Here is a 20519-nt window from a genome sequence, read left to right on the forward strand (position 1 = left end):
CGCCTCAGTGGTGGAACGCCGAATTCGCGGCGGCCGTGGGCATGGGCGACTGCAGGCCGTCGAGGTACGTCACCTCGCGCTGGATGTCGGCCAGCAGCGACTGGGCGAGATCCATGCTCAGCCCATTGCGCACGACGATGCGCTGCACCGTGATGTCGGTGAGATCGTCCGGCATCGGATAGGCCGGCACCAGCCAGCCGCGCATCCGCAACCGGTCCTGCAGGTCGTACAGCGTCCAGTTGTCGGTGTGTCCTTTTTTCAGACGCCACGCGAACACCGGGATGTCGCTGCCGTCGTTCCACAGCTCGAACGCATCGAGCGCGCCGATCCCGGCGGCGAGATACTTCGCGACGTCCTGCGACTCCTGTTGCACGGCACGGTATCCCTCGAAACCGAGCCGGAGGAACAGGTAGTACTGGAGCAGCACTTGAGCGCCCGGCCGCGAGAAGTTCAGCGCAAACGTCGGCATCTCGCCGCCGAGATAGCTCACCTGGAAGACGAGGTCTTCGGGCAGCCACCGCGCTTCGCGCCACACGACCCAGCCGAGGCCCGGATACACCAGGCCGTACTTGTGGCCCGAGGTGCTGATCGAATGGACCCGCTCGAGACGGAAGTCCCAGACCAGGTCGGGCTGCAGGAAGGGCGCGATCATCCCGCCTGACGCGCCGTCGACGTGAATGGGGATGTCGAGACCGGTGCGTTCCTGGATGGCGTCGAGCGCCGCGGCGATCTGCGCGACGGGCTCGTACATCCCGGTGTACGTCACGCCCATGATGGCCACCACGCCGATCGTGTTCTCATCGACGTACTTCTCCAGATCGTGGCCGTCGAGCGTCTTGTGCTCCTCGGTGATCGGAACGAATCGGGGCTCGACGTCGAAGTAGTTGCAGAACTTCTCCCAGCACACCTGCACGGCGCTCGACATGACGAGGTTCGGAGTGGACGCGTCCTTGCCTTGTGCCCGGCGAAGCTGCTGCCAACGCCGTTTGAACGCGAGCCCGCCGAGCATGCAGGCCTCCGAGGAGCCGATGGTCGAGGTGCCGATGCTGTGTCCGGCATCCGGAGAATTCCACAGATTGGCGAGCATCCTCCAGCAGTTGTCCTCGATCGCCGCCGTCTGCGGGTACTCGTCCTTGTCGATCATGTTCTTGTCGAACGACGAGGTGTAGACATCCTTCGCTTCGTCGTCCATCCACGTGCTCACGAACGTGGCGAGGTTCAAACGCGCATTTCCGTCGAGGATCGTCTCGTCCTCGACGATCTGCTTCGCCGTTGCGGGAAGGGATTCGTTCTGCGGAATCACGTGCCTCGGCGCGCCCTTCGCCTCCGTGGGCCTGGTGAACAGAGGGGCTGCCGGGCTGATCGTCTCGTCGTTCATTTCGTCTCCTTACTGCACGCCGAATAGAGGCGGCGAGGGGTCGACCGTGTCCCCGCGGTCGAAGCCGCCCCTGTGAATGCCACCCAAGCTAGGACGGGCCTCCAGACGTCACAAGGGGGGTCGACGACACCGCGAATCGACCCCGAACCTGGAGCTCGGAAACCGGATCAGACGCAGAAATCGGAGGAGGTACGGTCAGATCGGGCTACGCCCGCGCGCGCCCGACAAGACCCGCCCGCTGCAGCAGCAGATACATCTCGCAGCCCAGGCAGAAGCCGAACGCGGCATTCAGGAATGCGGCTGCGAACGCGAGCGCAGCGGCGATCGGCAACGCCCACGGAACGCCTGCGAGATGCAGGAGCAGTCCCGCCGCCGTCACCGTGAGGCCCACTCCCTGCGCGAAACGCGGCGGACGCGCGTCGTCGAACTCTCGCGGGGGTGACAGGCGTGGCCGCACGACGCGGCGGAAGAGCACAGCCCAGGGCGCGGTCCGCGGCGACACGACGCCCCAGAGGAACAGCAGCGCGGCGAAAACCAGGAGCAGGAAGCCCGCGTCGAGGACCCGATCGGCGAGCGGCGCTGCAGCCAGGCGCGGTTCGGCGTCCGCGGACGCCGTCGCGATTCCGAGAAGCGAAGCGAGGAAGGCCACGAGCAGCAGTGCCGCCGTGATGGACGCGGCGAAGCGTGGCCCCCGCACGTCGAGGCGTTCGATCGTGGTCATCTCAGACCTCCTGCATGAGGCGGGTGAGCTCGGCCTGGAGCGCGGACCGATCCGGGACCCCGCCGGTGCGTCGACGCACGCGCCCGGTGCGGTCGAGCACGAGCACCGTGGGTGTCTGCATCACGTCGAACCGGCGCGTCAGGTCGGGGCGACGCGTGAGGTCCACCTCGACGTGGCGGACGCCGTCATGATCCTCGGCGAGCGACGACAGCACGCGCCGCGCTGCGGGGCACCGAGAGCACAGCTCGGTACTGAACTGCAGCAGGGTTGCAGACTCGCCGAAGGCGGGCGTGTCGACCATCGCGGGAGTCAGGACGTCGCCGTCCGCGACGTCGCGCGTCCGATTGTGCAACCGCCGGGAGACCAGGCCGATCGCCGCGACGAACGCGACGAGCACGACGGTCAGGATGACGGCGGGAAGCGGCTGCACGATCGCCACGGTAGCCCGCGGACGACGGCGGCGGGGAAGTGTGTCACCCTGTGACGACTCCCCCGCCGTCGTCAGCGAGCGGTGGTGAAGCTGACCACCTTGGGTGCGCGCACCACGGCTCGAGAGATCTCACGGCCGTTCAGCGCCCGGACGATCTTCTCGTCGTTCCGGGCGAGCGCCTCGAGCTGGTCGGAGGAGATCTTCGCCGACACGCTGAGCGTGCCGCGCACCTTCCCGTCGATCTGGACGACCGCGGTGACGGATTCCTCGACGAGGAGCGTCGGGTCGGGCTGACGCCAGACGGCGAGCCCGACGAAGGGCTGGTGGCCCAGCGTCTCCCACATCTCCTCAGCCGTGTGCGGAGCGAACAGATCGAGGATGACGGCGATCGCCTCGGCCGCCTCGCGAACCGCCGGGTCGCTCGCGCCCGCACCGCTGTCGATGACCTTGCGGGTGGCGTTCACGAGCTCCATGAGTCGCGCGACGACGACGTTGAACTTCGTCTGCTCGACGAGCCCCGGAGCGTCTGCCCACAGGCGGTGCGTGACGCGACGGAGCGCGGCATCCCCCTCGGCCCAGACGACGTCGATCTCGCTGTCGACGTCCGCGGCCACGCGCAGCGCGCGGGCGAGGAACTTCGCCGCTCCCGTCGTCGAGACGTCTGCCCAGTCCTTGTCGTCTTCGACGGGCCCGGCGAAAGCCAGTGCCACACGCAGGACGTCGGCCCCGTGCTGCTCGAGCTCCTCCTGGAAGAGCACGAGGTTGCCCTTGCTCTTCGACATCTTCGCGCCGTCGAGGATGACCATGCCCTGGTTGATGAGGCTCGAGAACGGCTCGGTGAACTCCACCTGGCCCATGTCGAAGAGGGCCTTGGTGATGAACCGCGCGTAGAGCAGGTGCAGGATCGCGTGCTCGACGCCGCCGATGTAGAAGTCGACCGGGCCCCACTTGTCCGCCTCGCGAGGCGCGAAAGGCTGGCCCGCGTCGTTCGGCGACAGGAAGCGCAGGAAGTACCACGAGCTGTCGACGAAGGTGTCCATCGTGTCGGGGTCCCGCAGGGCCGGCTCCCCCGTCTCGGGGTCGGTCGTCGTGACCCAGTCGGTCGCGGCACCGAGCGGCGACGCGCCCTTCGGCGTGAGATCGAGGCCCTCCACGGACGGGAGGCGGACCGGAAGCTCCTCGGCGGGCACCGGAACGATCCGGCCGTCCTCCGTGTGGATCATCGGGATAGGGGTTCCCCAGAAGCGCTGCCGCGAGATCAGCCAGTCCCGCAGGCGGTAGGTCTTGGCGGCGCGGCCGGTGCCGCTCGCGGTCAGCTGCTCGATCGCGCGCGCGATCGCATTGCGCTTGCTCAGGCCGTCGAGCGCGCCCGAGTTGATCATGCGTCCCTCACCCGTGAGGGCGACGCCGGTGCGGGCGGGGTCGAGCTCGTCGATCGCGGGCGCGGAGTCGACGGGCACGCCCTCGTCGTCGAGCTCGATGACGGGCATCGCACCCGTGACGGGGGCCGTCGTGTCGACGACGACCCGGACCGGCAGGTCGAACGCTCGCGCGAAGTCGAGGTCGCGCTGATCGTGGGCCGGGACGGCCATGACCGCGCCGTGGCCGTAGTCGGCGAGCACATAGTCGGCCGCCCAGATCGGCAGCCGTTCACCGTTGATGGGGTTGATGGCGAACCGATCGAGGAAGACACCGGTCTTCGGACGGTCCGCAGTCTGCCGGTCGATCTCGCTCGTCTTCTGGACGGTCTGCAGGTACTCGCGGAAGCGCTGCTGCACCTCTTCGGAAGAACCGGCCGCGAGCTCCGCCGCGAGGTCGGAGTCGGGCGCGACGACCATGAAGGTCGCACCGTGCAGCGTGTCGGGCCGGGTCGAGAAGACCGTGACCTTCTCGTCGCGGCCCTCGATCTCGAAGTCGATGTCGGCGCCGACCGACCGACCGATCCAGTTGCGCTGCATCTGGATGACCTTCTGCGGCCAGAAGCCCTCGAGCTGGTTCAGGTCGTCGAGCAGGCGGTCGGCGTACTCGGTGATCTTGAAGTACCACTGCGTGAGCTTCTTCTTCACGACCTCGGCGCCGCAGCGCTCGCAGTGGCCGTCGACGACCTGCTCGTTGGCGAGCACCGTCTGGTCGTTCGGGCACCAGTTGACCGGGCTCTCCTTGCGGTAGGCCAACCCCTTCTCATAGAGCTTCTGGAAGAGCCACTGATTCCAGGTGTAGTACTCGGGGTCGCTCGTGTGGAGCACGCGGCTCCAGTCGAACGAGACGCCGTACTCGTGCAGGCTCTGCTTCTGCTGGGCGATGTTGTCGTACGTCCACGCACGGGGGTCGGCGCCGCGCTTGATGGCGGCGTTCTCAGCGGGCAGACCGAAGCTGTCCCAGCCGATGGGATGCAGCACGTTGTAGCCGCGGTGGCGCCAGAAGCGCGCCACGATGTCGGAGTAGAGGTAGTTCTCGGCGTGCCCCATGTGGAGGTCGCCCGAGGGGTACGGGAACATCGCCAGGACGTACTTGCGGGGACGCTTGTCGTCGTCGCCGCCGGCACGGAAGGGATCGGCGTCTGCCCAGGCGCGCTGCCACTTCGCCTGAACGGCGTGGGCGTCGAAAGCGGCGGAATCGGGCGTGTGGGCGCGATCAGTGGAGCTGTCGGTCACGGGTGAACCAATCTGGGAATGCGAAAAGGGCGCGAGAGCACCGCTCCCAGGCTACCGGACCCGCTCCCGCCACCGGGGCGGCAGCTCGGCTCCGAGCGCGGCGAGCGGCGCCCGCGCCTTCAGCGCGACCTCGTCCACCTCGGCCTCCGGCTCGGATCCCCACGTGATGCCCCCGCCCGCACCGACGTAGGCGGTGCCGTCGTCGACGACGATCGACCGGATGACCATCGCGAGGTCTGCATCGCCGTCGCGGCCGACCCAGCCGAAGCATCCCGCGTATGTCCCCCGCGGGGCGCGCTCGAGGACGTGCAGGATCGCCATCGCCGAGAGCTTCGGCGCGCCGGTCATGCTCCCGGCCGGGAACGTCGCGGCGAGCACCTCCGACAGGCGCGTGCCCGGTCGGATCGATCCCGACACACTGCTGACGAGCTGGTGCACGGCCGGATACGTCTCGACCTCGAGCAGCCGCTCGACCACGACGGAACCGGGGTCGCTCACGCGCTGGAGGTCGTTGCGCATGAGGTCGACGATCATGACGTTCTCCGCGCGCTCCTTCGGACTCGTCACGAGATCCCGGACGAGCCGTGCATCGGATGCCGCATCGCGGCCGCGCCGCCGGGTGCCTTTGATCGGGCTCGTCAGGACGGTGCCGGCGGCGAGCCCGAGGAATCGCTCGGGACTCGCGCTGATCAGCGCGCGCTTCCCCGACCGGATCAGCCCGCCGTGGTGCGAGGATGCCGCGGCCCGGAGCCTCCGGAACACCCCGAGCGCATCGATCGGGCGTTCGTCCCGCACGGTGAACCGGGTCGTGAGACAGAGCTGGTAAGCGTCGCCCCGTCGGATCGCGTCGCGGCACTCCTCGACGAGTTCGGCGTAGCGTTCGGGCCCGACGCGGGCCGCGGCGTCGAGTCGACGCATGGCCGCCGATTCCTCGCTGACGGCAACGGCGCCCTCGCGCCAGCGGTCGACCTCCGCGGCGAAGTCCGCCACCGCCTCGGCCGGTGCCGCCACCCACACGCGCCGCTCCGCGTGGTCGAACGCCACGAATCGCTCCACCCGCAGCCAGAGCGCTTCGGGTTCGTCGGCGTCCCGCTGCGCCGGCGCTCCTGCTCGTGACGCCGCAGCGTCGTAGCCCGCCCAGCCGACCCAGCCGCCGAGGAAGGGCCCGGCGCGCTCGGCGTCGCTCCTCGCATACGTCGAAGACCCGTCCACGATGGGGTCGGGGGCCTCGGCCGGCTCGCCGGAACCGAGCCAGCTCCATCCCGAGGCGGCGTCGACACCGGCGTCGAGCCAGAAGACGTGCTCACCGGGCACCGCGCCGACGAGCACGGCGGGGTCGATCCACCCGTCGAGGCAGCGGAAGCTGGTCGTCTCGGGCACGATCACAGGTTATGTCTTGGGCCACGCCCCTAGGCTCGGAGCGTGAACGAGATCCTCGACTGGATTCTGAACACTGTGCAGAGCATCGACCCGGTGTTGCGCACGGTCGTGGCGGGTATCGCGATCATGCTCGAGACCAGCGTGCTCATCGGTCTCGTGGTGCCCGGCGACACCGTCGTCATCGTGGCCGCGACCGCTGTGGGCAGCGTCGGTGAGGGGTTCATCCTGGGCGCCAGTGTCATCGCCGGCTCACTCGCGGGCGAGTCGATCGGGTTCGCCCTCGGGCGCTGGCTCGGCCCGCGTATCCGCTTCTCGCGTCTCGGCCGGCGGATCGGCGAGGACAACTGGGTGCGTTCGGAGCTGTATCTGCGCCGCCGGGGCGGCCCCGCGATCTTCCTCTCGAGGTTCCTGCCCGTCCTGCACTCGCTCGTGCCACTGACGGTCGGCATGAGCGGATTCTCCTACCGCCGGTTCCTCGCGTGGACGGCGCCGGCGTGTGTCATCTGGACCTCACTCTACGTGGGCGTCGTCGCCGCGGCGGCGAAGACCTATCGCGCCGTCTCGGACAACATCCAGTACGCCGGCTACCTCTTCGTCGGCGTCATCGTCGTGTTCCTGGTTCTCGCCTACCTCATGAAGCGTCTGATCACCCGCCGCGAGGCGCGTCATCTGCGGCTCGAGGAGGAGAAGACCCGACTCGCGGACGGGGACGTGAAAGACTGAAGCGATGGCTTCCTCACCCGCACCACGGAAGAAGATCCTGTGGTTGGCGCGCCTCGAGCGCCGCTTCCACTCGTGGCGCGAACGACGCGCCCGCGCGCGCGGTCAACGACCGACCGTCGCCGCATACCCGGGCTACGGCGGTGACGGGTGGGTCCGCGTCCTCGGACGCGTGCTGATCGCACCCCAGAAACGCCCCACGAAGGGCGGCGAGTACGCGTCGGTCCGTGGCTGGCGCAGCTTCGCGTCGGTGCCGGTGGCGTTCGCGCAGGTGAAGGTCACCGTCGCCGGTACGACCCATGAGATCGTGGCCGACCGCGGCGGCGTCATCGACGTCGAGCTGCCCGGGGCGCTCGAGCCCGGCTGGCAGACGATCACGATGACCGTCGAGGGCAGCGAGGTCATCGAGACGCGCGTCTTCGTGATCTCCGGCGACGTCGATTTCGGCATCATCTCCGACATCGACGACACCGTCATGGTGACCGCTCTGCCGCGCCCGTTCGTGGCGGCATGGAACTCCTTCGTCCTCGACGAGCACGCGCGTCAACCGGTCCCCGGGATGGCCGTCATGCTCGAGCGTCTCACGCGTGACCGTCCCGGCAGCCCGGTCATCTATCTCTCGACGGGAGCCTGGAACGTCGCCCCGACGCTCATGCGGTTCCTCAGAAGACACGTCTTCCCGTCGGGTCCGATGCTCCTGACCGATTGGGGACCGACGCACGACCGCTGGTTCCGCAGCGGACGCGACCACAAGGCCGAGAACCTGCGGCGCCTCGCGAAGGAGTTTCCGAACGTCCGCTGGCTCCTCGTCGGCGATGACGGCCAGCACGACGACGCGCTGTACACGGCGTTCGCCAGCGAGAACCCCGACCGGGTGCGCGCGGTCGCGATCCGTCGCCTGTCGCCCGCCGAGGCCGTCCTCGCGGGTGGCCGCACCGCGGTCAACGATCACTCCGCGGCTCAGGTGCCCTGGGTCACCGGGTCCGACGGAGCGGCGCTCCTGGACCGGCTCGCCGATGTCGGCGTCATCGAGCGCGACTGAGGTCGATGCCGACGGATGTCGCACCCGCGCCCTACGCTGAAAACATGTGCGGTCGTTTCGTCGTAGCCCGCGTCGGTTCCGAGCTCGCGAGCGTTCTGCACGCCGAAGTCGTTCCCGACGATCTGCCCTCCCCCTCGTTCAACATCGCGCCCACCGCTCAGGCGACCATCGTGCTCGACTCGGCCAAGACCGAGCCGCCGACACGTCGACTGGCGTCGGCACGGTGGGGCCTCGTGCCCGCATGGGCGAAGGATCCGTCGGTGGGCGTGCGGGCGTTCAACGCCCGGTCCGAAGAAGCAGCCGAGAAGCCGACGTTCCGAGATGCACTGGTATCGCGCCGCGCCGTCATCCCGGCTTCGGGCTACTACGAGTGGCAGGGCCCTGCCGACGCGAAGACGCCTCACTTCATCCGGCCCGAGAGCGGTGAGCCGCTCTTCTTCGCCGGCCTCTACGAGTGGTGGAAGGATCCGTCGCGCCCCGCCGACGATCCCGGCCGTTGGTTGCTGACCTTCACCATCCTGACCCGCTCCGCGGTCGGCGGCCTGGCGGAGATCCACGACCGGATGCCGCTGATGATCGACGCGGAGTACGCCGACGTCTGGCTCGATCCCACCACCGAGTACCCGGCCGACCTGCTCGACGCGGTGTCGGACGCGGCACCGGCCGTCGTCGACACGCTCACCTGGTTCGCCGTCGGGCCTGCTGTGGGCAACGTGCGCAACGACGATCCATCGCTCATCGAGCCGGTGTGACGCGGCTTCCCAGCGCACCGGTGTCTATCCTCGAGAGGTGACGCTCCGCCCCTTCGAACCCGTTCAGCTCGCGCCGGAGGTCTGGCGTGAGCTGTCCGATTCGCATGCGGAGCGTGCCGACGCGCTGACCGAGGCCCACCGGCGGCGGGCTTCGCGCGCTGAGAAGCATCCGGTCGAGGACTTCCTGTTCACGTATTACTCCTACAAGCCGGCCATCCTCCGGCGCTGGCATCCGGGCCCGCACGTCGTGCTCGAGGGCGCTGCGGAGGAGCGTGGCGGCTGGCGCTGGTACGAGACGGTCGGCGACGCCCACGCGCGCGTGGCCGACGAGCAGTTCCGGACCGAGCGCGCTTCGCTCTACCGTGGCGTGACAGGCCTCCTCCGTGCGACACGCGATCGCCCGGCTGCCTTCGGATGTTTCGGCCTGCACGAATGGGCGATGGTCTATCGCACCGACGCCAAGCGGCACGAGATCCCGCTCCGGCTCGGCGCGGCGGGAACGGATGCCGTTGTCGAGGCCCATGATCTGCGCTGCACGCACTTCGACGCCTTCCGCTTCTTCACCCCCGAGGCCGTGCCGCTCAACCGTGAACCGCTCGACCGAGAAGGGGCGCCCGGACGCGAGCAACCGGGATGCCTGCACGCCGGGATGGACGTCTACAAGTGGATGCTGAAGCTCGGCCCCCTCGTTCCGGGGCATCTGCTCCTCGACGCATTCGTCCTGGCTCGCGACATCCGAGAACTCGATATGCGCGCCTCGCCCTACGACCTGCGCGACTGGGGCTACTCCCCCGTTGCGATCGAGACAGCCGACGGAAAGGCCGAGTATGTGCGCCAGCAGCGGCTGCTGAGCGCCCGCGGCCAGGCGCTTCGCGCCGCGGTGCTCGATGTCGTCGGATCAGAGCCCGAGCTGCGAGCCACGCGTGCAGATCGATCCGCCGCCCCACCACTTGATGTGTGACCGTGTGGTCGGGCCGTAAACACCGTCGACGCCGATTCCCTCGACGCTCTGCGCATACATGAGGGCGTTATAGGTCGCGGGGCCGAATGCCCCGTCTTCCGCAATACCGCGGCCGTAGCAGCGATTGAGCGTCTGCTGCAGCACGGTCACCGCAACGCTGTTGTTCCCCGATTCGAGGATGCAGTTGTATGTGTTCCCGGCACGCGGGATCTTGTACCACGCCCCGTTTCCCGGGGTGATGTTCTCGTAGCTGTAACAGTAGGAGGCGGCGCGCGCCGACGCGGTCGGAGAAGCTCCGCCGGCGCCCGAATCCGCATACGCGGAAGCAGGTGCCGCCGCGAGACCGCTTCCGACGAGCAGAAGAGCGGCGGCGATCGCCGCTCGTTTCATCAAGGCTGAGAACGTCATCGTTCGCTCACATTTATTTTCAGAGCTCGGCATCGTCTGCCGAGGCGATTGCGGTGAATTCGATGAACGATACAGATGATCCGCGGCCCGCATAAGAGGGCTCTGATGCGGACGACGACGCACACCAAAAAGCCCCGCCTGCGGCGGGGCTTTTCATATCGATTGGTGGACCTGAGGGGACTCGAACCCCTGACCCCCTGCATGCCATGCAGGTGCGCTACCAGCTGCGCCACAGGCCCGTGGTTTCCGCTCTCGCGGGAACTCATTTAGCTTACAACATCTCCGGGGGTGCTCGTGACCACGGTTGCCTCGATCGGGATGACCGGGCAGTCCTTCCACAGGCGCTCGAGCCCGTAGTAGACGCGCTCCTGCTCGTGGAACACGTGCACGACGAGGTCGCCGAAGTCGAGCAGCACCCAACGCGACTCGGTGCGCCCCTCACGACGCAGGCGCTTGTGGCCGGCTTCGAGCATGCTCTCCTCGACCGCGTCGGCGATTGCGGCGACGTTGCGCTCGCTGTTGCCGCTGACGAGCAGGAAGGCGTCGACGAGCGGGAGGGGCTGCGACACGTCGAGGGCGACGAGGTCCTCGCCGCCCTTCGATTCCGCGGCCGCCGCGGCGACGGCGACCATGTCGATGACTGCTTGTGAACTCATCCGAAGACTCCTGTGAAAAGCGAGACGAGCAGAACGCCCGCCAGAGCGAGGGCGAGCGCCCCCGCGGTGATGGCGAGGGCGACCGTCCAACGGCTGCCCTTCTCCGGCGCCGGCGGACGGATGACGTCCTCGGCGCTCTTGATGGTCGAGATGGCCGCGCTTGCGGCGATGGGCGTCGGAGACGACGAGGCCGGCAGCTCGCCGTCCACGAGGACCGCGTCGACCTCCTTGCCGTCCGCAACACCCGGGACGACGCCGGTCGAACCGAAGTTCTCCGGCAGCGTGAACGTCCCGGTGATCAGAACCTCGCCGGTCGCGGTGACCGGTGCCACCAACGGCCCGCCGTCCGGGTTCTCAGCGAGGATCAAGGCGTTCGGTGTCGTGAAGGCGCCCGTCGCGGCGGCACTGCGCGAGAGCAGCTGATCGAACGATGCGGGCACATCCGTTGCCGCGGACTCCCCCGCGAGCAGATCAGCGCCGAGGTCGTTCGAGACGACGTGACGCTCGGGCTCCGCTTCGTCCGCGTTCTCATCGTCCGCGTTCTCATCGACCGCGCTGTCGTCCTCCGCGCCGATGTGGTCTTCGGCGATGGTCTCTTCGGAGACGGTCTGCTCCGCATCGGCAGCCTCGGAATCAGCTGACTCGGACTCGGAAGCGGCATCGGCGATGTCCGGCGAGGCCGCCGTCGTCTCGGCATCCGTGCCGTCCGGCGTCTCAGCCTCGCCTTCAGCCTCCGGAGCGTCGAGAGAGACGCCGGACTGGACACCCTCGTCGGAGGCATCGGGGTCGGCCGTACGAGCCGTGTCGTCGGCGTCGCTGTGATCGGGCGCGGAGGCGTCGGGCTCGGCCGCAACGGCCGGGTGCTCGCCGGTCGCCGTGACGACGGGGATCGAAGCGGTGCGGATCTTCTCCTGCAGCCGCGCCTGACGGCGGGTCAGCGCGGGCGATCCGAGATCGACCGAGGCCTGCGGCAGCGGGGCCGGCGGAACCTCGACCGGCTCCGCAGCGCGCGGCAGCGGCGCGGGGGCTGGTGCCGGCTCGGCTGCGATCGCCGAGGCGTCGTCGGCGGCGTCAGGGTCGACGATGATCGGATTGGAAGCCGTGTTGCGCAGCTCACGCAGTTGCCGGCGCGTCAGCTGCGGAGTCGGTGGCTGTTGCTCGTTGTCGCTCATGCCTTGCTCCGATAGAGATGATGCTTCGCAATGTATTGGACGACCCCGTCTGGAACGAGGTACCACACCGGATGTCCGCGTCCGACTCGTGCCCGGCAGTCGGTCGATGAGATGGCCAGCGCGGGGATCTCGAGCAGGCTCACGTCATCGCTGGGCAGTCCGGCACTGGAAAGCGTGTGGCCGGGACGCGAGACCGCGACGAAATGGGCGAGCTCCCACAGTTCATCATGGTTCCTCCAGCTGAGAATCTGGGCGATGGCGTCCGCTCCGGTGATGAAGAAGAAGTCCGCATCGGGACGCTGGGCCTTGAGATCACGCAGCGTATCGATCGTGTACGTCGGGCCGTCGCGATCGATGTCGACTCGGCTCACGGTGAACATCGGGTTGGACGCCGTCGCGATGACCGTCATCAGGTACCGGTGCTCCCCCGGTGACACGAACGACTTCTGCCACGGCGTGCCGGTCGGCACGAAGATGACCTCGTCGAGGTCGAACGACTGCGCGACCTCGCTCGCGGCCACCAGGTGCCCATGATGAATCGGGTCGAACGTGCCGCCCATCACGCCGATACGCGGCGCACGCGTTCCCGTCATCGGAGCAGCCTCAGTGGTGGCCGTTCTCCGACTGCGTCAGTTGGTTCCCGTGGGCCGCGGCGTAGGCCTCTGCCTTGCCGGCGTGGCGGTTGGCGACGTTGCGGTAGGACAGCGTCACGAGACCGAGAGCCAGGAAGATGACCAGGGCGATGACGCCGAAGATCATCGTCTCCGCCTGCACATTGCCGTGGTGCTCGGTCTGCTCGGCGGCGAATGCGGTGATCGTGGCGAGGGTCATCGGGGCTCCGTTCGTTTCGCGCGGCGGCGCATGTCAAGTTTAGGTGGTCAGGCGCGCGTCTGCCCGGCGCCGCGCGCGAGCCACTTCGTGCTGGTCAGCTCGGGAAGTCCCATCGGACCGCGGGCGTGCAGTTTCTGGGTCGAGATCCCGACCTCGGCGCCGAAGCCGAACTCGCCGCCGTCGGTGAACCGCGTCGAGGCGTTCGCCATGACGACCGCCGCGTCCACCTCGGCGAGGAAGCGTTCGGCATGGGCGTCGTCGGCCGTCACGATCGCCTCCGTGTGCATCGTCGAGTAGCGGCGGATGTGCTCGAGGGCTTCGTCGAGGTCGTCGACCACGCGCATCGAGAGGTCGAGGCTCATGTGCTCGGTCGCCCAGTCGTCCTCGGTCGCCGCAACGGCCTGTGGCACCAGGCGACGCACCGCGTCGTCTCCGTGGATGGTGACGCCCGCTTCGACGAGCGCCTCCGACACCGGCGGGATGAGGCGCTCGGCGGCCGAACGGACGACGAGCACGGTCTCGACAGCGTTGCAGACGCTGGGCCGCTGCGACTTCGCGTTGACGACGATGTCGCGAGCCCAGTCGAGCGGCGCGGATTCGTCGAGGACGATGTGCACGACTCCGGCGCCCGTCTCGATGACCGGGACCGTCGACTCGGTCACGACGGTCTCGATGAGCTGAGCGCTGCCGCGAGGAACGAGTACATCGACCAAGCCGCGAGCGCGCATGAGGAACCGGGCGCCGTCACGGCCGAAATCATCGACGGTCTGGATGCCGTCGGGGTCGACTCCAGCGCGATCGAGCGCGTTCCGCATCGACTCGATGAGGGCGCCGTTCGTCGACTGGGCAGCCGACCCGCCGCGAAGCGCCACGGCGTTTCCGGAGCGCAGCGCGAGAGCGGTGATGTCCACTGTGACGTTGGGCCGTGCCTCGTAGATCGAGGCGACGACCCCGAACGGCACGGAGACCTTCTGCAGCCGCACACCGCCGGGCAGTTGCCGCTCGTCGAGCACACGGCCGACGGGGTCGGGAAGCCGCGCCACATCGCGGACCGCGCTCGCGAGCGCGGCTACCCGCCCATCGTCGAGGAGGAGACGGTCGCGCAGGCCGGCCGAGATGCCTGCCGCATCCCCGCGCTCGAGGTCGTCGCGGTTCGCTGCGACGATGCGCCCGGTGTCGGCGATGAGCGCGTCGGCGATGTCGTCGAGGAGTGCTGTCTTGGCGGCATCGTCGAGGAGGCCGATCGAGCGGCTCGCACGCTTGGCGGCGCGCAGGCGCTCCGAGACGTCGGTTGCGACGGCGGTGGTCATCCCGCCAGTCTAGCGACGGAGACGACGGCGGCCCCGTCTCAGGCGACGCCGATCGCCCCGGTGCCCTGCGGGAGAACCGGGGCCGGGTTCGCCTCGAACCAGGTGCCGACGTCGGCACCCGCGAGCACGTCGCTCGCGAGGTCGATGCTCGTCACGAGCGCCGCGACACCGCCTTCGGCAGCCAGCCGCGCCGCCGAGGCCTTCGTGGCCGCACCGCCGGTGCCGACGCTGTTGACGACCGTCGCCCCGAACTCGTATGCACTCAGGTCGTCGTCGAATGCGACCGTGTCGATCGGGCGTGCGCCGGGCTCGCTCGGGGGGCGGGTGTACAGGCAGGCGATGTCGCTCAGGAGCACGAGGGCGTCGGCACCGATCAGGCGTGACACGAGGGCAGCGAGTCGGTCGTTGTCGCCGAAGCGGATCTCGTGCGTGGCGACGGTGTCGTTCTCGTTCACGATCGGCAGGATGCGCAGCCCGAGCAGCCGCTCCATCGCACGCCGTGCATTCGAGCGGTGCGTCGGATCGTCGAAGTCGCCCGCCGTCAGCAGAACCTGACCGGCGACGATCCCGTACTGCCGCAGCGCGTCCTGATAACGGTAGACGAGGACGTTCTGGCCGACCGCCGCGGCGGCCTGCTGGGTCGCCAGGTCGGTCGGTCGCTCGTCGAGACGCAGGTACGGCATACCGGTTGCGATCGCGCCCGAAGACACCAGCACGACTTCGGTGCCGCGCGCATGCGCTTGCGCGAGGGCATCGACGAGAGAATCGATCTTGCCCGCGTTCTCGCCGCTGATCGACGACGATCCCACTTTCACGACCACACGTCGGGCGCCGTTGAGCTCGGCGCGCGAGAGCAGGCTCACGCGTCGTCCTCGTCGGCACCTCGCGACTTCTCCGCACGGCGCTCGGCTTCGAGCTCGGCACGGGCCTCCGCTTTCGCGTCCATACGCTCGTGATAGCGCTCACGGCGCTGGTTGGAGGTCCGGCGCGGGTTGAGATCGAGCCGCGGGTCGGTGCCGCGCGGAGCGGACATGAGCTCAGCGGCCGACGACAGCGACGGGTGCCAGTCGAAGACGATCCCGTCGCCCTCGCCGATGACCACGGTGGATCCCGGAGTCGCGCCGAGTCGGAACAGCTCGTCCTCGATGCCGAGCTTGTCGAGACGGTCGGCGAGGAAGCCCACGGCCTCCTCGTTCTGGAAGTCGGTCTGCTGGACCCACCGAACCGGCTTCGCGCCCAGGATGCGGTAGACGTTGCCGTATGTTCCGCCTTCGACGCGGACGGTGAAGTCGCGCTCCGCGCCCTTGGGGCGGATGACGATCCGTTCTGCGGGAACCTCGGCCGCCGCCGAGACACGGTGCTCGGCCACGAGCTCGGCCATCGCGAACGACAGTTCGCGGAGGCCCTGCCGGCTGACGGTCGAGATCTCGAACACCCGATAGCCGCGCGCCTCGAGATCCGGACGGACGAGGTCGGCGAGGTCTCGCGCCTCGGGGACGTCGGTCTTGTTCAGGGCGATGAGCTGCGGTCGCTCCAGCAGCGGAACCTGCCCCTCGGGCACCGGGTAGGCCCCGAGCTCGGCGAGGATCACGTCGAGATCGGTGATGGGGTCGCGTCCGGGTTCCAGCGTGGCGCAGTCGAGCACGTGGACGAGGGCCGAGCAGCGCTCGACGTGACGGAGGAACTCGAGACCGAGACCTCGGCCTTCGCTCGCACCCTCGATGAGACCGGGCACGTCCGCGATCGTGTAGCGGACGTCGCCGGCCTGCACGACGCCGAGGTTCGGGTGCAGCGTCGTGAAGGGGTAGTCGGCGATCTTGGGGCGCGCGGCCGACATCGCGGCGATCAGGCTCGACTTTCCCGCCGAGGGGAAGCCGACGAGGGCGATGTCGGCGACGGTCTTCAGCTCGAGCTGAACGTCACCCTCCCAGCCGGGGGTGCCCAGGAGCGCGAAACCCGGGGCCTTGCGCTTCGGAGAAGCAAGCGCGGCGTTGCCGAGCCCGCCCTGGCCCCCGGGAGCCACGACGAAGCGCATGCCCGGAGTGACCATGTCGACGAGGGTCTCGCCCTCCGGGGTCTTCACGACCGTGCCGACCGGGACCGGGAGCTCGAGGTGCTCCCCCGCCGCGCCCGAACGGTTGTCGCCCATGCCGAAGCCGCCGTTGCCACCCGAGCGGTGCGGCGAGTGGTGATACGACAGCAGGGTCGTCACCTGGGGGTCGGCGACGAGGACGACGTCGCCGCCGTCACCGCCGTTTCCGCCGTCGGGGCCGGCGAGCGGCTTGAACTTCTCGCGGCGCACCGACACGCAGCCGTTGCCGCCCTTGCCGGCACGCAGATGCAGCGTGACCCGGTCGACGAACGTCACCATGCGGTGCCTCCTGGAAAACAGGGCGAGGGGCGAGCCGAAGCCCGCCCCTCGCCGCGAAGTGGTCTGGTCCGAATTACTCGGCTGCCGCCACGATGTTGACGACCTTGCGGCCACCCTTCGTGCCGAACTCGACGGCACCGGCCGCGAGTGCGAACAGGGTGTCGTCGCCGCCACGGCCGACGTTGGCGCCGGGGTGGAAGTGGGTGCCGCGCTGGCGGACGAGGATCTCGCCGGCGTTGACGGCCTGGCCGCCGAAGCGCTTCACGCCGAGGCGCTGTGCGTTGGAGTCACGACCGTTACGGGTGGAGCTTGCGCCCTTTTTGTGTGCCATCTCTGCGTCTCCCTGGCTTACTTGATGCCGGTGATCTTGACGCGCGTGAGGTCCTGACGGTGGCCCTGGCGCTTCTTGTAGCCGGTCTTGTTCTTGAACTTCTGGATCACGATCTTCGGGCCGCGCTCCTCACCGAGAACCTCGGCGGTGACCGTGACCTTCGCGAGCTTGTCAGCGTCGGTGGTCACGGCGTCGCCGTCGACGAGGAGAACGGCGGGAAGCTCGAGCTTGTCACCGATCTGAGCCGCCTGACGATCGAGGACGACGATCGTGCCGACCTCGACCTTCTCCTGACGGCCGCCGGCGCGCACAACTGCGTAAACCACTTCACACCTGTTTCTTCTGTGGAGCGCACGGCTCCGATTGTCTTTGCGAGACTGGAAAGTCTTGGTGCGCGTGCCCCAGATGATCCTGTGGCTGAGCCGCGATCATGACGGGACGTCGACGGACTCGCTGCACCAAGGGTCCACTTTACCGGATGCCGGGAGATCCGGCAAAAGGACGGCCGGGTGTGTCGCAGCCGGCGCCCCCGCGGCATCCGCTTCGTAGGATCGGAGGATGGCGATACTGATCGACGATCCGCGCTGGCCGGCGCACGGCCGGCTCTGGTCGCACCTCGTCAGCGACTCGGATCTCGATGAACTGCACGCGTTCGCCCGCCGCCATGAGGTGCCCGCCCGAGCCTTCGACCTCGACCACTACGACGTCCCCGATTCCGCGTTCGACCGCCTGGTCGCCGGCGGCGCTCAGCACGTGTCCGGACACGAACTGGTGCGTCGCCTCATCGCCTCCGGGCTGCGCGTCACCACGCGCGAACGCCGCGGGATCTGAAGCGATCCCGCGGCGTTCGTCTCGACAATGCGCGTCAGTCGTCCGAGGCCGGCGCAGCCGACACCGGCGTGCCGCTGAGGGCGGCGGTCGTCACGCGGCGACGCCCGCGGCCCTGACCCGGGGCCTTCGGCTCGGGGAGCGCATTGAGCACCGAGTCGAGGAGCAGGTCCTTCTCGGTGCGCGGGCCCTTGGGCTCTGCCTTCTTGCGCCGCGGCTTCTTCGGGCGCTCGACGGGCTCGGTCTCGGTCTCGACCGGGACGGCGATGATCTCGGCGTCCTCCTCCGCGGCGGTCGCCTGTATGGTCGACGCGGCGATCTGAGCGAGTGCCGACTTCGCGCCCTCGGTGATGACGTGGGTGCCGCCGTTCGCGGGCGCGGGAGCCGCGTTGCCGCCGCCGCGGCCGTTGCGGCGCGCCGAGCCGTTGCCGTTGCCGTTCTGCGAACCGGCGCCGCGGTGCTTGACCACCGGATCGTGGTGGACGATGACGCCGCGGCCGGCGCACACCTCGCACGCCTCGCTGAAGGTCTCCAGGAGTCCGAGGCCCAGCTTCTTGCGCGTCATCTGGACGAGCCCCAGCGACGTCACCTCGGCGACCTGGTGCTTCGTCCGGTCACGGCTCAGGCATTCGATCAGACGCCGGAGCACGAGATCACGGTTGGACTCGAGCACCATGTCGATGAAGTCGACGACGATGATGCCGCCGATGTCGCGCAGGCGCAGCTGCCGGACGATCTCCTCAGCGGCCTCGAGGTTGTTCTTGGTGACGGTCTCCTCGAGATTGCCGCCCGATCCGACGAACTTCCCCGTGTTCACATCGACCACGGTCATGGCCTCGGTGCGGTCGATCACGAGCGAACCGCCCGAGGGCAGCCACACCTTGCGGTCCAGTGCCTTCTCGATCTGCTCCGTGACCCGGAACGCGTCGAACGGGTCCTGCTCGTCCTCGTACTTCTCGACGCGCTCGAGGAGATCGGGCGCGACTCCCGTGAGGTACGACGTGATGGTCGAGTAGGCCTCGTCGCCCTGGATCAGCATGCGCGAGAAGTCCTCGTTGAAGACGTCCCGCACGATCTTCACGAGAAGGTCGGGCTCGGAGTGCAGAAGCGCGGGAGCCTGGATCTTCTCGAGCTGCGAGCTGATGTGCTCCCACTGCGAGGTGAGCCGCTGCACGTCTCGCGTGAGCTGGTCCTCCGTCGCCCCCTCCGCCGCCGTGCGCACGATGACGCCCGACGACTCGGGCAGGACCTCCTTGAGGATGCGCTTGAGCCGCGCCCGCTCGGTGTCGGGGAGCTTGCGCGAGATGCCGTTCATCGCGCCGCCGGGTACGTACACGAGGTACCGGCCGGGAAGCGAGATCTGGCTCGTGAGCCGTGCACCCTTGTGCCCCACCGGATCCTTCGTGACCTGGACGAGCACGCGGTCGCCGGACTTGAGGGCGAGCTCGATGCGGCGCGGCTGGTTGCCCGTCTCGACGGCATCCCAGTCGACCTCGCCGGAGTAGAGCACCGCGTTGCGACCGCGACCGATGTCGACGAATGCGGCCTCCATACTCGGGAGCACGTTCTGCACCCGTCCGAGGTACACGTTGCCGATCAGCGACGCATCCTGGTTGCGCGCGACGTAGTGCTCGACGAGCACGTTGTCCTCGAGCACGGCGATCTGGATGCGACCGTTCTTCGAGCGGACGATCATGACCCGGTCGACCGCTTCGCGGCGGGCGAGGAACTCGGCTTCGGTCACGACGGTGCGCCGACGACCTGCTTCGCGGCCGTCGCGCCGGCGCTGCTTCTTCGCCTCGAGCCGGGTGGAGCCCTTGATGCGCTGCGGTTCGGTGATGAGCTCGACGGCGCGCTGGCGCGGAGCAGGCTCATTGCCGTCGTCGCCGTTCGACCCGCCGCGGCGCCGGCCCCGACGGCGCGAGCTGCCCGAGCCCGACGAGGACCCGGAGTCGTCGTCATCGGCGTCGTCCGGCAGCGCGGGGAGGGGCGGGATCTCGGGAGCGTAGAAATGCAGCGCGGTGGACACCGCGGAGACGAACTCAGCCGGCAGGAGACCGAGCGACACCGCCGTCGGGGGGCCGGCGTCTGCGGGCTCCTCCGTGGGAGCGGGCTCTTCGGTCTGCGCGGGCTCTACCGCGGGGGCGGGCTCCTCCGTGGGGGCGGGCTGCTGGGAGGGAGCCTCCTCCTCCAGCGGAACCGGCTCCTGCGCGGGAGCGGACTCCTCAGCGGGCACGGACTCGTCGGGCAGGGCCGCCGCGTCATCGGCCTCGGGGGCCGGATCGGGGGTGTCGCCCTCGGCGGCCCGCCCGCTGTCGATGTGCTCCTCGGTGGCGTCGATCGACGTCACGGCATCGGCCAGCTCGGCCGCGGCGGGGTCTACCGCGTTTTCAGACTCATCGGGGGTCGGGTTGTCATTGCGATCGTCGGCCATCACTGGCGTACTCCTCTTCGGGCGGCACCGCGCGCCACCCGGCACATCTCTGGCGGCGTCGCTCCCGGAAGGATGAGCCGCGAACTCACTCGGTGTGCAGCCGGCTCTCGGCGCGGCCTGCGTGGGCAGCCATTGCCCGA

The 20519-nt window shown here is 68.9% G+C and carries 21 protein-coding genes and 1 tRNA gene; 5 read left to right on the forward strand and 17 right to left on the reverse strand.

What is annotated here, in order from left to right:
• Positions 1-4: 4 nt before the first annotated feature.
• From CI089_RS10615 to CI089_RS10635, 5 genes are all read right to left on the reverse strand, one after another.
• Positions 5-1378 (reverse strand): glutamate decarboxylase, encoded by a 1374-nt coding sequence (locus CI089_RS10615; protein ID WP_094261560.1) that lies wholly within the window; start codon positions 1376-1378, stop codon positions 5-7.
• Positions 1379-1583: 205 nt separating this feature from the next.
• Positions 1584-2099, reverse strand: a complete 516-nt coding sequence (locus tag CI089_RS10620) for a DUF4395 domain-containing protein (RefSeq protein ID WP_094261561.1) — start codon at positions 2097-2099, stop codon at positions 1584-1586.
• A 1-nt stretch (position 2100) separates the two neighbouring features.
• Positions 2101-2529 (reverse strand): thioredoxin family protein, encoded by a 429-nt coding sequence (locus tag CI089_RS10625; RefSeq protein ID WP_256977809.1) that lies wholly within the window; start codon positions 2527-2529, stop codon positions 2101-2103.
• 71 nt (positions 2530-2600) lie between these two features.
• A complete protein-coding gene (leuS, locus tag CI089_RS10630; RefSeq protein ID WP_094261562.1) occupies positions 2601-5183 on the reverse strand; it encodes a leucine--tRNA ligase in 2583 nt (860 codons plus the stop codon).
• 51 nt (positions 5184-5234) lie between these two features.
• On the reverse strand, positions 5235-6563 hold the full coding sequence (locus CI089_RS10635) for a chorismate-binding protein (RefSeq protein WP_094262455.1): 1329 nt from the start codon (positions 6561-6563) through the stop codon (positions 5235-5237).
• A gap of 42 nt (positions 6564-6605) precedes the next feature.
• Between CI089_RS10635 and CI089_RS10640 the strand changes: the two genes are divergently transcribed.
• Genes CI089_RS10640 through CI089_RS10655 form a run of 4 tightly spaced genes read left to right on the forward strand, consistent with a single transcriptional unit; the run spans position 6606 to position 10038 of the window.
• Positions 6606-7286 carry a DedA family protein gene (locus CI089_RS10640; protein WP_094261563.1) on the forward strand — a complete coding sequence of 227 codons (681 nt, stop codon included), beginning with the start codon at positions 6606-6608 and terminating at the stop codon, positions 7284-7286.
• A gap of 4 nt (positions 7287-7290) precedes the next feature.
• The gene (locus CI089_RS10645) at positions 7291-8325 is read left to right on the forward strand and encodes an App1 family protein (RefSeq protein ID WP_094261564.1); all 1035 of its coding nucleotides are present in this window, start codon (positions 7291-7293) and stop codon (positions 8323-8325) included.
• A 44-nt stretch (positions 8326-8369) separates the two neighbouring features.
• Entirely contained in the window at positions 8370-9077 is a 708-nt protein-coding gene (locus tag CI089_RS10650) for an SOS response-associated peptidase (RefSeq protein WP_094261565.1), read from the forward strand.
• Between the two features lie 37 nt (positions 9078-9114).
• Entirely contained in the window at positions 9115-10038 is a 924-nt protein-coding gene (locus tag CI089_RS10655) for a 3-methyladenine DNA glycosylase (protein WP_373441597.1), read from the forward strand.
• Here CI089_RS10655 and CI089_RS10660 read toward each other — a convergent pair.
• The 11 genes from CI089_RS10660 to rplU form a co-directional block, all read right to left on the reverse strand.
• Positions 9976-10446 carry a peptidoglycan-binding domain-containing protein gene (locus tag CI089_RS10660; RefSeq protein ID WP_256977811.1) on the reverse strand — a complete coding sequence of 157 codons (471 nt, stop codon included), beginning with the start codon at positions 10444-10446 and terminating at the stop codon, positions 9976-9978. The genes CI089_RS10655 and CI089_RS10660 overlap by 63 nt on opposite strands.
• 163 nt (positions 10447-10609) lie before the next feature.
• Positions 10610-10685, reverse strand: a tRNA-Ala gene (locus CI089_RS10665).
• A gap of 27 nt (positions 10686-10712) precedes the next feature.
• Positions 10713-11102 (reverse strand): ribosome silencing factor, encoded by a 390-nt coding sequence (gene rsfS / locus CI089_RS10670; RefSeq protein ID WP_023950777.1) that lies wholly within the window; start codon positions 11100-11102, stop codon positions 10713-10715.
• Positions 11099-12274: a hypothetical protein gene (locus CI089_RS10675; protein WP_094261567.1), complete on the reverse strand. Its 1176-nt coding sequence runs from the start codon at positions 12272-12274 to the stop codon at positions 11099-11101. Before CI089_RS10675 ends, rsfS begins: the two co-directional genes overlap by 4 nt.
• Positions 12271-12867 (reverse strand): nicotinate-nucleotide adenylyltransferase, encoded by a 597-nt coding sequence (gene nadD, locus CI089_RS10680; protein ID WP_094261568.1) that lies wholly within the window; start codon positions 12865-12867, stop codon positions 12271-12273. Before nadD ends, CI089_RS10675 begins: the two co-directional genes overlap by 4 nt.
• A 10-nt stretch (positions 12868-12877) precedes the next feature.
• Positions 12878-13105, reverse strand: a complete 228-nt coding sequence (locus CI089_RS10685; RefSeq protein ID WP_023950781.1) for a hypothetical protein — start codon at positions 13103-13105, stop codon at positions 12878-12880.
• 47 nt (positions 13106-13152) lie between these two features.
• Complete coding sequence (locus CI089_RS10690) at positions 13153-14415, reverse strand: glutamate-5-semialdehyde dehydrogenase (RefSeq protein WP_094261569.1); 1263 nt, start codon at positions 14413-14415, stop codon at positions 13153-13155.
• A gap of 38 nt (positions 14416-14453) precedes the next feature.
• A complete protein-coding gene (proB, locus tag CI089_RS10695) occupies positions 14454-15278 on the reverse strand; it encodes a glutamate 5-kinase (RefSeq protein ID WP_094261570.1) in 825 nt (274 codons plus the stop codon).
• Positions 15275-16786 carry a GTPase ObgE gene (gene obgE / locus CI089_RS10700; protein ID WP_094261571.1) on the reverse strand — a complete coding sequence of 504 codons (1512 nt, stop codon included), beginning with the start codon at positions 16784-16786 and terminating at the stop codon, positions 15275-15277. The genes proB and obgE overlap by 4 nt, the downstream gene beginning before the upstream one ends.
• Positions 16787-16859: 73 nt before the next feature.
• Positions 16860-17117 (reverse strand): 50S ribosomal protein L27, encoded by a 258-nt coding sequence (gene rpmA, locus CI089_RS10705; RefSeq protein ID WP_023950785.1) that lies wholly within the window; start codon positions 17115-17117, stop codon positions 16860-16862.
• A 17-nt stretch (positions 17118-17134) separates the two neighbouring features.
• Positions 17135-17443 (reverse strand): 50S ribosomal protein L21, encoded by a 309-nt coding sequence (rplU, locus tag CI089_RS10710; protein ID WP_023950787.1) that lies wholly within the window; start codon positions 17441-17443, stop codon positions 17135-17137.
• Positions 17444-17675: 232 nt separating this feature from the next.
• Here rplU and CI089_RS10715 point away from each other — a divergent pair, with 232 nt between their 5' ends.
• Positions 17676-17948 carry a DUF4031 domain-containing protein gene (locus CI089_RS10715; protein ID WP_094261572.1) on the forward strand — a complete coding sequence of 91 codons (273 nt, stop codon included), beginning with the start codon at positions 17676-17678 and terminating at the stop codon, positions 17946-17948.
• A gap of 34 nt (positions 17949-17982) precedes the next feature.
• On the opposite strand, the gene CI089_RS10720 is transcribed toward CI089_RS10715, so the two are convergent.
• Entirely contained in the window at positions 17983-20379 is a 2397-nt protein-coding gene (locus tag CI089_RS10720; RefSeq protein WP_094261573.1) for an Rne/Rng family ribonuclease, read from the reverse strand.
• Positions 20380-20519: the final 140 nt, after the last annotated feature.

Origin of the sequence: Microbacterium sp. Yaish 1 (assembly GCF_002245215.1) — a bacterium.
GTDB lineage: Bacteria > Actinomycetota > Actinomycetes > Actinomycetales > Microbacteriaceae > Microbacterium.

What these genes read in the sequence shown, in the direction of transcription:
- CI089_RS10690 (WP_094261569.1), bottom strand. Translation starts at nt 14,415, where the DNA reads ATGACCACCGCCGTCGCAACCGACGTCTCGGAGCGCCTGCGCGCCGCC.
- obgE (WP_094261571.1), bottom strand. Translation starts at nt 16,786, where the DNA reads ATGGTGACGTTCGTCGACCGGGTCACGCTGCATCTGCGTGCCGGCAAG.
- nadD (WP_094261568.1), bottom strand. Translation starts at nt 12,867, where the DNA reads ATGACGGGAACGCGTGCGCCGCGTATCGGCGTGATGGGCGGCACGTTC.
- CI089_RS10660 (WP_256977811.1), bottom strand. Translation starts at nt 10,446, where the DNA reads ATGACGTTCTCAGCCTTGATGAAACGAGCGGCGATCGCCGCCGCTCTT.
- CI089_RS10720 (WP_094261573.1), bottom strand. Translation starts at nt 20,379, where the DNA reads ATGGCCGACGATCGCAATGACAACCCGACCCCCGATGAGTCTGAAAAC.
- CI089_RS10650 (WP_094261565.1), top strand. Translation starts at nt 8,370, where the DNA reads ATGTGCGGTCGTTTCGTCGTAGCCCGCGTCGGTTCCGAGCTCGCGAGC.
- CI089_RS10620 (WP_094261561.1), bottom strand. Translation starts at nt 2,099, where the DNA reads ATGACCACGATCGAACGCCTCGACGTGCGGGGGCCACGCTTCGCCGCG.
- rsfS (WP_023950777.1), bottom strand. Translation starts at nt 11,102, where the DNA reads ATGAGTTCACAAGCAGTCATCGACATGGTCGCCGTCGCCGCGGCGGCC.
- CI089_RS10675 (WP_094261567.1), bottom strand. Translation starts at nt 12,274, where the DNA reads ATGAGCGACAACGAGCAACAGCCACCGACTCCGCAGCTGACGCGCCGG.
- CI089_RS10685 (WP_023950781.1), bottom strand. Translation starts at nt 13,105, where the DNA reads ATGACCCTCGCCACGATCACCGCATTCGCCGCCGAGCAGACCGAGCAC.
- CI089_RS10645 (WP_094261564.1), top strand. Translation starts at nt 7,291, where the DNA reads ATGGCTTCCTCACCCGCACCACGGAAGAAGATCCTGTGGTTGGCGCGC.
- rpmA (WP_023950785.1), bottom strand. Translation starts at nt 17,117, where the DNA reads ATGGCACACAAAAAGGGCGCAAGCTCCACCCGTAACGGTCGTGACTCC.
- CI089_RS10715 (WP_094261572.1), top strand. Translation starts at nt 17,676, where the DNA reads ATGGCGATACTGATCGACGATCCGCGCTGGCCGGCGCACGGCCGGCTC.
- CI089_RS10615 (WP_094261560.1), bottom strand. Translation starts at nt 1,378, where the DNA reads ATGAACGACGAGACGATCAGCCCGGCAGCCCCTCTGTTCACCAGGCCC.